The organism is Raoultibacter massiliensis, from assembly GCF_900199545.1.
In the GTDB taxonomy this organism is placed as follows: Bacteria; Actinomycetota; Coriobacteriia; order Coriobacteriales; family Eggerthellaceae; genus Raoultibacter; species Raoultibacter massiliensis.
Genome location: NZ_LT962671.1, coordinates 1,757,965 through 1,769,672, shown reverse-complemented (window position 1 = coordinate 1,769,672; position 11,708 = coordinate 1,757,965). Strand labels below are relative to the sequence as shown.

Genomic DNA, 11,708 nt, shown 5'->3' with positions numbered 1-11,708 from the left:
GGGCGGCCGCGAGGAAGGGAGCGTACATGGCGACTGACGGGATGCGCGAAGGAAACGGCGGAGCAGACGGCGCAGGGGCTGCACGCGAGCTGCCGAGCGCGATGACGCGCCGCAGGTTCGTGGCGGTTGCGTCGACGGCGGCGGCAACGGTGCTTCTCGGCTCGGCGCTTGCCGGCTGCTCGGGCGGATCGGACGGGGATGCCGGTTCGGGCGAGGGCGCTGCAGGCGAGATCGATTACGCGAACTGGGATGCGGTTCTCGAGGCGGCGAAGGGTCAGACGGTTTCATGGTACGGATGGGGAGGCTCCGAGCCTCGCAACACGTGGATCACCACGGTCCTCGCTCCCGCGCTCAAAGAGAAATACGACGTTACCTTGAATCTGGTCGGCATGGACATCAACGACATCCTCACGAAGCTTTCGGGCGAGATGCAGGCGGGCATGGAAGAGGGCAGCATCGATTTCATCTGGATCAACGGCGAAAACTTCTACTCGACCAAGGCAAACGGCTATCTGTGGGGCCCGTTCACCCAATATCTGCCCAACTTCAACGACTACATCGACGCCGAAAGCAACGAGGTTCTCTACGATTTCGGCTCGCCGGTCGAAGGCTACGAAGCGCCCTACGGCAAGGCCCAGATGCAGATGTGGGTCGATTCTGCAAAGGTGAAGAGCATGCCGGCGAACCCCGAGGAGTTCCTTGCGTTTTGCCAGGAGCACCAGGGGCAGGTCACCTACCCCGAGCCGGGCGATTTCGCCGGCACGGCGTTCATCTCGTGCTTGATTGCGGGCGTCGTCGGGAAAGACGAGTTCGAAAAGCTCTCCTCGATGGAGAACCCCACAACCGAATCGGTCAAAGCCGTCGTAGATCCGGGCCTCGAATACCTGCGCTCGCTCAATCCCTATCTTTGGAAAGAGGGTTCGACGTTTCCGGCCGATGCCGCCACGGTGGATACGATGTACGCCGATGGCGAGCTTGTGATGAACATGGGCTACGGCGCACCCGAGGCGCTCGTCAAAAACGGAACGCTGCCCGAAACCACCCGTTCGTTCATTTTCGAAACCGGCACGGTGGGCAACTCCAACTTCATGGCCATCGCCAAGAACGCGACCAACAAAGCAGGTGCACTCGTGGCGATCAACGAGGTCATCTCCCCCGAAATGCAGCTTTCGCAGTACGAGGAGCTTGCGAACATCAGCGTGCTCGATATGGACAAGCTCCCCGAAGCCGATCGCAAGGCGTTCGAGGACGTGCCGCTCGGCGTGACGCAGCTTCCCATCGACGAGCTTTTGGATCACCGCATCGTCGAGGCCGCCGGTCCGGTGATTCCGATAATCGAACAGTTGTGGCTCGACGAGGTTATCGGCAAGTAGCGATACCGCTATACTGATTTGCGATGCCGCTTGCGGCTCGGACGACGCGGAACCTGCGGGCTCCAGCGGCTGGCCGGGCGTCGGCGGCGTCGTATCGGTTTGCGAAAACAGGCGAGGAAGGACGAGGCGCGATGTCGTTGCGAGGGCGTAAGATCAGAGGAGCGCTGGCCCCGTATGCGCTCATCGCCCCCACGGTCGTCCTCGTTCTCATTTTCGTGTACGGCGTGGTGAACGGCGTGCTCCAAGGATTCGGGGTCATGCCGTTTCTCGGAAAGACCGAGTTCACGTTCCAATACTACATCGAGGCGCTCAGTCGCTCGGACTTCACGGCATCGCTCGGATTCAGCCTCTACCTCTCGGCGGTGTCCTCGGCGCTTGCCGTTGTGGGCGGCATCGTGCTGTCGGCGGCGCTCACGCGCCTTTCGGCTTCGCGTGCGGCTCGGATCATCGGCATCAACATCCCGCTCATGACCGCGCATACCCTCGTCGTGCTGTTCGTGGTTTCGCTATTCGCGGGCACGGGGCTCGTCCCCCGCGCCCTTTACGCGCTCGGCGTCATCGATGGGATAGGGGCGTTTCCCTCCGTTGTGGGCGATCCGAACGGATGGGGCATCATTCTCGTCTACCTCTGGAAGGAGGTGCCCTTCGTAGCGTTTTGCACCATCGCCATCATGGCGAACGTGTCGGACCGTTACGGCGAAGCGGCGCTTACGCTGGGGGCATCTGCTCTGAGAACCTTCTTTTCCGTAACGCTGCCGCTGTGCAGGGGCGCGCTCGTGAAGGCGTTCCTCATCGTGTTCGCCTTTTCGTTCGGCTCCTACGAGGTTCCGTTTCTGCTCGGGCCGACTCTGCCGAAGGCGATTCCCGTCCTCGCTTACATGGAGTTCCAAAACCCCGATATCCTGAACCGCTCCTATGCGATGGCCATCAACGGCATCATGGTGCTCATCTGCACGGTGCTCGCCATCGCGTACTTCGTCGTGCTGCAGCGCGAAAGGAGGCGCTGATGGGTGGAAAGCGCGTCGCGAAACTGTTCGTCGCCTTGCATGTAGCCTGCGTCCTTGTTCCGCTTGCCATCGTCGTGGCCTGGGCGTTCACAAGCTCGTGGCCGTGGCCCGAGCTGCTCCCCCAATCGTTTTCCGATCGCGGCATCGTCGAGCTGTTCGTGACTTCGGGCGATCTGGGCTCAGTGCTTGCGACGAGCATCGGCATATCGCTTGCGGTGGCGGTGCTCTCGACGGTTATCGCGGCCATGGCCGCCCGTGCGCTTGCCTTTCATCGATTCTTCGGCAAGGAGCTGTTCCGCTTTTCGACCGTGCTGCCGTTTCTCATTCCGGCGACGGTGTTCGCCATGGGCGTGCAGGTGATCTTCCTCCGTGCCGGTCTTGCCAACACGGTGTTCGGCGTCGTGCTTGCCCATACCATCATCGCGCTGCCCTATGCGATCACCATCATGAGCGAAGTGACCGCGGCGGCGGGCAAGAAGTTCGAGCAGCAGGCGCGCGTTTCGGGCGCGGGCCCCGTGAGGGCCCTTCTCGAGGTGCAGATGCCCCTGCTGCTGCCAGGGCTGCTTTCGGCGGCTTCTCTTTCCTACATCACGTCGTTTTCGCAGTATTTCCTGACGCTTTTGGTGGGCGGTGGTACGGTGAAAACGTTTGCGCTCACGATGTTTCCGTATCTGGCAAGCGGCGACCGCACGATTGCCAGCGCGTACGGCGTTGTGTTCATGGTGGTGACGCTCGGCGTGTTCTTCCTGTTCGAGCTGCTGCTCAAGCGGTTCTCGCCCGCCAAGACCGAGTATTTCACCGATTGATCGAGGTTGATACGAAAGGAAGCTGTCCGACTGTATGAAGCTATCGGTATCCGGCATAACGATCGATTTGGGGACGAAGCCCGCCAAGCGCGTGCTCGACGACGTATCGTTCGAGGCGTACGATCGGGAGTTTCTCTCGTTGCTCGGGGCTTCGGGCGCGGGCAAATCGACTCTTCTTAAAATCATCGCGGGCATTCTCGTGCAGGATGGCGGTTCGATCGCGTTCGACGGGCGCGCAGTCGACGGGGTCGCCGCGCACAAACGCAATGTCGGCTACGTGTTTCAGGACATGAGGCTGTTCCCCAACATGACCGTCGAAGAAAACGTTGCGTTTCCCTGCAAGATGCGGGGCATGAGAAAGGATGCGCGCTTTGAGCGGGCACGCGAACTGCTTGCCCACGTGCAGCTCGACGGATTCGGCAAGCGCGAGGTGTCGAGCCTTTCGGGCGGCCAGCAGCAGCGCGTCGCCCTGGCGCGCGCCCTTGCGGCAACGCCTCAGGTTCTGCTGCTCGACGAGCCTTTTTCGGGACTCGACGAGCATCTGCGCGACGAGATGCGTTCGCTGGTGCTGAAGCTGCACCGCGAATTCGGCATGACGACCATCATGGTGACCCACGATGCGATCGAAGCCATCGAGATGTCCGACCGCATCGTGTACCTCAGCGGCGGCAGGGTGGAGCAGTTCGGGCTTCCCGACGAGCTGTTCGAGCGGTCGGCAACAAGCGAGATCGCCGCGTGCTTCGGCGATTGCTCGACGATCAAAGGCGTTGTGGAGGACGGCGTTTTTTCCGCGGGGCCGCTGAGCCTTTCGGCCAAGGGCGTGGCGCCGGGTTCTGCCACGGCGGTGATACGGCAGAGCGCCGCCGCGGTCGATGCCGGCATGCCGCCGCTCTTTCCGGTTCGATGCTGCGTGTACCGCGGCTCGACGTATCTGGTTCGGATCGACCTCGAAGGCCAATCGCTGAGCGTCCCCTCGCCTTCGCCGGTTGCCGATGGCGCCCTCGTCGGCGTGGCGTTCGACGGATCGGGCGTATTCGTGTACGCGGAAGAGGGTGGCGACGATGCCGGACGATGAGCTGACGAGCGGTGGGCGATCTTGCGCCTGCGCGGCAAAGACGAAGCAGGTGCCGGGCGATTGCGGGATGTCGTCGGCGCCGGCTTGCGGCCTCGAGCCGTGCGAGGTGGAAGCGTATCTGGCTCGAAGCGCCGCCGCGCGCGCGGCGCTCGACCTGCCCGAAGGCGTACCGATCGAGGCTCGTCTGCTCGCGCGGGGCGAATACAACGCGAATTTTTCTTTCGCCCACCCCGTCACGGGGAAAAAGCTGCTGTTTCGCGTCAATCTCGGATCGCAGATGCATCTGGACGATCAGATCGGCTACGAGGCCCGCGCTCTGGCGCTGCTCGAACCGAGCGGCCGGACGCCGCGTGTGCTGTTCGTCGATCCGTCGAAGTCGTATTTCGGCAAAGGGGTGCTCGTGGAGGAATGCCTTCCCGGCCGTCCGCTGTCCTACGGAACCGATAGGGACATCGCCGCCGAAATCTTGGTCGACGTGCATGCCGTGGCGCTGCCCGACGGCCATGGCCTTGTCGTGCCCGCCGATCCCCTGGGGGCCGTCGTCGACGAATGCGAGGCGATGTTTCGGGTTTACCGACGGTGGGCGCGCGCGGATCGCCAAACGGTCCGGCGTATCGAGCGCCTGTTCGCGCATGCTCGCCGCGTTGCGGAAAAACCTTACGCTCCCGCATGTCGCCATATCGTGAGCACCGAGCTCAACTCCCGTAATTTCCTGATAAACGAGCGGCTTCCCAGCTATCTGGTCGACTGGGAGAAGCCCGTTGCGGGCGAGGTCGAGCAAGACATCGCGCACTTCCTCGCGCCGACGACGACGTTCTGGAAAACCGAAACGGTGCTCGATTCCCGCGATATCGACCGTTTTGTCGAAACGTACGAGCGCATGGCAGCCGGTCGCTTCGAGCTCGGTTCTTTGCGGGAGCGCACGGCCGCCTATCTGAGCGTTACGTGCCTGCGCGGACTCACGTGGTGCGCGATGGCCTACGCCCAGCATCGAAGCGGCGAACGATCGGTTGCCGATGCCTACACGTTCGGCAAGGTGGAGTCGTTTCTCGGCGATTCGTTTCTCTCGCTTGTCGAGCGGGAGTACTTCGGGTTTTGACCCGAGCGAGCCTTGCATCCTGCAAGGTCGCTGCTCGTCAATGATATAGTACTGGCTTGCGGGCTGGTCGCGCCTGCAAAACGAGATAAGGAGTTGTCAATGCTGTTTTCCGATATTGCCCTGCTCGATGAAAACTTCGAGGTGCAGACGAACCGATGGGTCGGCACGCTCGACGGTCGCATAGCCTACATCGGGGATACGGCTCCCGGACCCGAAGAGGCGGCGCTTTACGGCGAGGTGTACGACGGCGACGAGAAGCTGCTCGTGCCGGGCATGTACAACGCCCACGCGCATGCTCCGATGACGCTTTTGCGCGGCTACGCCGAGAATCTGCCCCTGCAAGCCTGGCTCAACGACCGCGTGTTTCCCTTCGAGGACAAGATCACCGGGGAAGATACTTATTGGGCGACTATGCTCGCCTGCGCCGAGATGCTGCGCTACGGCACGGTGAGCTTCAGCGATATGTACTACCACACGCGCGAGCGCATCCAGGCGGTCGCCGAATGCGGCATGAAGATGAACGCGTGCGAGGGACTTCTTGCGTTCGAGCCGAAGCCGTATGCCGAATACCCCATCTGCCGGATGAACGAAGATCTGATAAGGGAATTCCACGGCAGCGCCGACGGCCGCATCCTCATCGATTACAACATCCATTCCGAGTATCTGTCGAACCCCGTCGTGGTGGCCGACATCGCGAAGCTCGCAAAGGAGAAGGGCCTCAACATCCATGTGCACGTGTCCGAAACGAAGCTCGAACACGAAGAGTGCAAAGAACGCCACGAGGGCATGACGCCGATCCGTTACTTCGAAAGCCTCGGCGTGCTCGATGTTCCCGTGACGGCCGCTCACTGCGTGTGGGTTGACGACGGCGATATCGAGATACTGGCCGCGAAGGGCGTCTACGTTGCATCCAACCCGGTTTCCAACATGAAGCTCGGCAGCGGGTTCGCGCCGGTGGTGCGAATGCTCGAGCGGGGCGTCAACGTTGCGCTCGGTACCGACGGGATGGCCTCCAACAACAACCACGATATGTATCAGGACCTCTACGTTCTCGCGCTCATCCAGAAGGGCGCAAACCTCGATCCGACCGCCGTGTCGCCCGCAAGCGCGATGCGGGCGGCCACGCGCACGGGAGCTCTGTCGCAGGGACGCAAGGATTGCGGGCATATAGCGCTTGGTGCGAAGGCGGACCTCGCAGTCCTCGACGCGAGCGGTCCGTCGTGGTGCCCCGCAACCGACATGCTGAACAACCTCGTGTTCGCCGGGCACGGCTCCGATGTGTGTTTGACCATGGCCGATGGGGCGGTGCTCTATCGCGAGGGCGAATGGCCGACGATCGATGTGGAGCGTGCGAAGGCGGAAGTCGAAGTGCGCACCCAGCGCATCATCGCCTCGTTGTAAGAAGTCGCCTGGCGGCAAGATGCGGCGGGCGGGCCGATTCGCGAAAGGCTTTGGCTCGCCCGCCGTTTTTCCTGTGTTCGCTTTTGCGGTCGCGTGGGGCTGCTTGGCTACGCGCCTGCTTGCGTGACCGCTTTTTCAAGATGGGAGTACATATCTTGGGCGCTTCCCGCGAAGACGGTGGAAACGACGCCGTCTTTGTCGATGACGACGGTGTAGGGGATGCCGCTTGCGGGGTAGAGCGCCTCGATCGCGCCGTCCTCATCGAGGCCCCAGGCGAAGTCGTACCCAAGATCGCTCGCCTTCGCTTGGGCATCGGAGGTCTTGTCCCCTCGGTTGATGGCGACGATCTGAACATCGTCGAAGCTCTGATCGAGCTCGTTCAGCTCGGGCATATCCCGCATGCAATATCCGCACCAGGTTGCCCAGAAGGTCAGCACGACAACGTCGCCCTTGTAATCCGAGAGCTTCGACGTTTGCCCGTCCATGGTTTGAAACTCGAAATCAGGCGCCTCGACGCCCTCTTTGATCGCGATTTTTTGCTGGCTTGAAGAATTGCCGCTCGCGTTGGATCCGGCGTTCTCCGATCCGTTCGATCCGGTCGACGCGTCTGTCGCCGAACATCCGAGCAGGGCCGTCGATGAGAGAGCGAGTGCGAGCGCGAGGCCCAAAACCCGTTGTGCAGTCGAGCGTGCGGTGCGTGTCATGAAAGCTCCTTTACGCTTCGGGCGGCGCATCGTCGCGCCGAGACCCGTCTAAATGTAAGTTATTCGCTAGCATATCACGAAGCGAGAAGCGGATGGCGTTGGTTTTGCATGACGTTACGCAGGCTCCACATTGTATGCACTCGCGGTCGCTCACCGTGCGGATATCGACCTTGCATACCGCAAGGCAGGCTCCGCAGTTCGTGCATGCTTCGTTATCGACGCGGTAGCGTAAAAGAGCGAACCGGTTGAAAAACGAATAGAGCGCTCCGAGGGGACACAGGAAACGGCAGAACGGGCGGTACACGAACAGCGAAACGAGGACGAGCGCAACGAGCACGCCGACTTTCCAGTTGAACAGACTCCCGAGCATGAAGCGGAGCCCCTCGTTCATGGTGACGAGCGGGATGCCCGCCTCGATCGTTCCGGCCGGGCAGAGGTAAGCGCAAAACGCCGGTGTGCCGACGCCTGTCGCACCCAGAAGAACAAGCGGGGCGATGATCACGAGCCCGATGAGGATGACGTACTTGCCCCAGGAAAACGCCCGGCTCCAGGCTCCCTTCCTTACCTTGGGCAGCGGTGCCTTGTCGAGCAGGTCTTGGATCAGCCCGAACGGGCACAGCCATCCGCAGACGGTTCTTCCCAAAAGTGCGCCGAAGGCGAGAATCGTGCCGATGACGTAGAGCGGGAGCTTCTGATCGCTTGCGACGAGCGCCGCCTGCAACGAACCGATGGGGCACGCTCCTATGGCGCCGGGGCACGAATAGCAGTTGAGTCCCGGTACGCAGATGCCCTTCGAGCTGCCCTGGTAGATGGTGCCCGTAGCGAAGCCTTCGAAGTTGAGGTTGTAAAGCAGGGCGGCGAGCAGCTGGATGATATGCCGTTTGAACCGGGCGATCAGCTTCATTTCTACCCGATTCCGATGCATTCGTAGCAGACGAGCGCCGCTTTGCGCATCGTATCCTGGAAGTCGCCCTGGGCGATGCCGAGCACGATGAGCGCAGCGCCCGCGATCAGCACGACGAGCCACCAAGGTATGCGATGAGCGAGTTTTTTCATGGGGGCATTGTAGCTTACGGCGGGCGGTCGCGTCGATGGCTGCATATCTTCGCAAGAACATCGGCACAAAAGCCATTCGCCTCGATGAGCCCGTCCGCCGCGTTTTGCGCATCGGGCGCTCGCTTTCAAGGCGCCGGGCTGCCTTCGGGTGCGGAACCGTTTCGGCCTGCATTTGAACACCGTTCAGGCGAAAAGCCGGTTTCTGCTCGATGGGCTACTTCGCGAAAAGCCGTTTCGCCCCGCTCGCCATGAGGTAGATGCCGCCGCCGATGGCAAGCAGACCGGGACCCGGCAAAATCAGCATCGGCACACCGACGAGCGTGCATACGCCGCCTGCTGCGATGCGCGCCGCACCGCCAAGCCGGCTTTTCGGTTGGCCGCCTGGAGATCCTGCGCCGCCGGCATCGATGACGTGCGCGTCGACGGGAACGGTTGAACTTGCAGGTGCGCCGTTTGCGCCCGTATGCCAGGATGTTCCATCGAAGGTGTAGTAGGGTTTCTTTGCGGTGTGGCCCGCAGCCGAACCCGACGTTTGCGGCGAGGCTGTGCGGCCGGGTTGCTGTTTGCGGGATTGATCGACGGGCGTGACGTCGATGATGCTGTCGTCGTGTTCCATGGCTGCCTCGTTTCTAGTCCGTTTTTCTCTTGATTATACGGAACCGAGGGCCTCGATCGCCAATGGCGATCTGCGCTGTTATCTTTCGGTAAGGAAAAGCTCATAACCATAAGGCCCTTGCGTGCGATCGCCTTCCAGGCGTGCGCCGCGCTGCCCCCGGCGCGCTCTTGCGGTTCGGGAGAAGATTTCGATGTGGTTCTTTTTATACGGGAGACGGGCGGTTATACGGGAGACGGGCGGTCGTCGTTTTTTTACAGGAGGCGAACGGCCATCATTCTCGCTTGTCGCAGGCCATGTTTGCGCTACACTGGTTTGCAACGGTTTTATCGCACTTCCAAGTTGCTTTGTTTGTGTAAGGCTCGACAGTGGTTCGCGCCTTGGGAATAAACAAAAGGCGCGGGCCACGCAACAGGAAAGTTGGTGGTCAATATGGCAGCTCCTGCTACCGAACACGTGCGTAACATTGTGCTTGTGGGGCAAGACGGTGCCGGCAAGACTTCTCTTGCAGAAGCGATGCTGCACGTCTCGGGAAAAACGCCGCGCATGGGCACGACCCACGACGGCAAGTCCTATCTCGATTACGACGACGAAGAGATCAGGCGCAAGTTCACCATCGGTACGTCAATCGCCCCCATCCCTTACAAAGACTTCAAGATCAACGTGCTTGACACGTCTGGACACCCCGACTTCATAGGCGATACGCTCGCGACCATGCAGGCAGCCGAGATGGCCCTGTTCGTCGTCGACGCGGTTGCCGGACCGCAGGTTATGACCACCAAGCTGTGGTACGAGGCCGAGGATATGCGCCTGTCGCGCGCCGTGTTCATCAACCATATCGATCGCGAGCATGCAAACTTCGATTCGGCGATGGCGACCCTTCATGCGCGCTTCGGCTCGCGTTTGGGCGCGGTTACCATCCCCATGGGCGTCGATGCCGAGTTCAAGGGCGTCATCGACGTCATTCGCATGAAAGCCCGCTATTTCGAAGGCGAAAGCGAGCATATCGTCGATATTCCCGACGAATACGCAGACGCCGCCATCGTCGCGCGCGACAAGCTCTGCGACCTTGTGGCCGAGGCCGATGACGAACTTATGATGAAGTACCTCGACGGAGAAGAACAGCTCACGCAAGGCGAGCTCGAAGACCTTCTCGACAAGGCGATTGCCCAGGAGCTGTTCATCCCGGTGTTCGTGGGATCGACCATCATCAAGCAGGGTGTCCAAGGCCTCATGGAAGATATTGCAACCTACTTCCCCTCGCCGCGTGCACACGGGCGCTTCCGTCTCGCCAACGGCGAAGATACGTTCATCGACGAGGGCGGCGAGCCCGCCTGCTTCGTGTTCAAGACGCTCTCCGATCCCTACGTCGGCCGCATGAGCTTCGTCAAGGTGATCTCGGGCGTGCTCGAGCCCGGTATGGAGCTTATCAATTCCCGCACGGGCAAGAAGGATCGCCTCGGGCACCTGTACGTCATGATGGGCAAGGAATCGACCGATGTGAAAAGCGCGAAAGCGGGCGACATCATCGTGGTTCCCAAGCTCACCGATGCCAAAACCGGCGATACGCTTTCCCGCTCGGGCGATTTGGCGATCGACCCCCTTCCTCTGCCCGTGCCGCAGTATCCCGTCGCCATCGAGGCGGCCGTCAAAAAAGACGAGGACAAGCTCGGCACGGCGCTCGCGCGCATTGCAGAGAACGATCCGACTGTGCGCATCACGCGGAGCGAGGAAACCCACCAGACCGTGCTCACCGCTATGGGCGATACGCAGGTCGATACCATCCTGGCTCGCATGAAGGAGCAAAACGGCGTCGAGGCGGTGCTCGTGCCAGTGCGCGTGCCGTATCGCGAGACCATCCGAAAGACCGCCGAAGCGCAGGGCCGCCACAAGAAGCAGACGGGCGGCGCGGGCCAGTTCGGCGATTGCTGGCTTCGCATCGAGCCCAATCCGGGCGGCGGCTACGAATTCCTCGATGAGATCGTGGGCGGCAAGATTCCGCGCAGCTTCATTCCCGCCGTCGACAAGGGCGTGCAGGATGCCATGGCCGAAGGTTTCTTGGCGGGATATCCCATGGTCGACGTGAAGTGCGCAGTGTTCGATGGATCGTACCATCCGGTGGACTCGAACGAAATGGCGTTCAAGACGGCTGCGCGCATCGGTTTCCGTGCGGCGTGCGAAAAAGCCGACCCCGTCATATTGGAGCCGATGGCGAATATGGACATCGTGGTGGGTGAGGAGTACGCTGGTGCGGTCATGGGCGATATCTCGACGCGCCGCGGGCGCATTGTCGGCACCGATTCCAACGATGCGGGCGAAACCGTGATCATGGTGCGCGTGCCCTATGCCGAGGTGGTCACCTACACCAAAGACCTCCGTTCCATCTCTCGCGGCAGCGGCTCGTATTACATTCAGATAGAGGGCTACGAAGAGGCTCCGCACGATGTGCAGAAGAAGCTCGCCGAGGAATACCAGGCAGCGCGCGCGGCAGGAAACTAGCGCGCCGGCTTCCGAAGCCGAGGATGGGTTCGCCCGAGCCGATCGGATGCGTCTTCCCGTCGATAAGCCAAGCGT

General features: G+C 61.5%; 11 protein-coding genes. 7 read left to right on the top strand and 4 right to left on the bottom strand.

The genetic code is table 11. The features are described 5' to 3' along the window. The first annotated feature begins 26 nt into the window (after nucleotides 1–26). The 6 genes from C1719_RS11860 to C1719_RS11835 all read left to right on the top strand — a co-directional run bounded on the left by C1719_RS11860 (nucleotide 27) and on the right by C1719_RS11835 (nucleotide 6,761). Entirely contained in the window at nucleotides 27–1,373 is a 1,347-nt protein-coding gene (locus C1719_RS11860; RefSeq protein WP_219717861.1) for an ABC transporter substrate-binding protein, read from the top strand. A gap of 131 nt (nucleotides 1,374–1,504) precedes the next feature. Then, on the top strand, nucleotides 1,505–2,380 hold the full coding sequence (locus C1719_RS11855) for an ABC transporter permease (RefSeq protein ID WP_180963582.1): 876 nt from the start codon (nucleotides 1,505–1,507) through the stop codon (nucleotides 2,378–2,380). Next, complete coding sequence (locus tag C1719_RS11850) at nucleotides 2,380–3,186, top strand: ABC transporter permease (protein WP_102375304.1); 807 nt, start codon at nucleotides 2,380–2,382, stop codon at nucleotides 3,184–3,186. Before C1719_RS11855 ends, C1719_RS11850 begins: the two co-directional genes overlap by 1 nt. Nucleotides 3,187–3,220: 34 nt before the next feature. After that, nucleotides 3,221–4,261 carry an ABC transporter ATP-binding protein gene (locus C1719_RS11845; protein ID WP_102375303.1) on the top strand — a complete coding sequence of 347 codons (1,041 nt, stop codon included), beginning with the start codon at nucleotides 3,221–3,223 and terminating at the stop codon, nucleotides 4,259–4,261. Continuing rightward, nucleotides 4,248–5,360: a protein kinase family protein gene (locus tag C1719_RS11840; RefSeq protein ID WP_180963581.1), complete on the top strand. Its 1,113-nt coding sequence runs from the start codon at nucleotides 4,248–4,250 to the stop codon at nucleotides 5,358–5,360. The genes C1719_RS11845 and C1719_RS11840 overlap by 14 nt, the downstream gene beginning before the upstream one ends. A gap of 99 nt (nucleotides 5,361–5,459) precedes the next feature. Then, a complete protein-coding gene (locus C1719_RS11835) occupies nucleotides 5,460–6,761 on the top strand; it encodes an amidohydrolase (protein WP_102375301.1) in 1,302 nt (433 codons plus the stop codon). Between the two features lie 107 nt (nucleotides 6,762–6,868). Here the strand turns inward: C1719_RS11835 and C1719_RS11830 are convergent, their stop codons facing one another. From C1719_RS11830 to C1719_RS11815, 4 genes are all read right to left on the bottom strand, one after another. After that, on the bottom strand, nucleotides 6,869–7,465 hold the full coding sequence (locus tag C1719_RS11830) for a TlpA family protein disulfide reductase (RefSeq protein WP_180963580.1): 597 nt from the start codon (nucleotides 7,463–7,465) through the stop codon (nucleotides 6,869–6,871). Between the two features lie 10 nt (nucleotides 7,466–7,475). Further along, nucleotides 7,476–8,369: a 4Fe-4S binding protein gene (locus C1719_RS11825; protein ID WP_102375299.1), complete on the bottom strand. Its 894-nt coding sequence runs from the start codon at nucleotides 8,367–8,369 to the stop codon at nucleotides 7,476–7,478. Nucleotides 8,370–8,371: 2 nt separating this feature from the next. Continuing rightward, entirely contained in the window at nucleotides 8,372–8,521 is a 150-nt protein-coding gene (locus C1719_RS15765; RefSeq protein ID WP_180963579.1) for a CD1871A family CXXC motif-containing protein, read from the bottom strand. Nucleotides 8,522–8,735: 214 nt separating this feature from the next. Next, a complete protein-coding gene (locus C1719_RS11815; RefSeq protein WP_102375297.1) occupies nucleotides 8,736–9,137 on the bottom strand; it encodes a hypothetical protein in 402 nt (133 codons plus the stop codon). A 429-nt stretch (nucleotides 9,138–9,566) separates the two neighbouring features. Between C1719_RS11815 and C1719_RS11810 the strand changes: the two genes are divergently transcribed. Then, on the top strand, nucleotides 9,567–11,633 hold the full coding sequence (locus C1719_RS11810) for an elongation factor G (RefSeq protein WP_180963688.1): 2,067 nt from the start codon (nucleotides 9,567–9,569) through the stop codon (nucleotides 11,631–11,633). The last annotated feature ends 75 nt before the right edge of the window (nucleotides 11,634–11,708 follow it).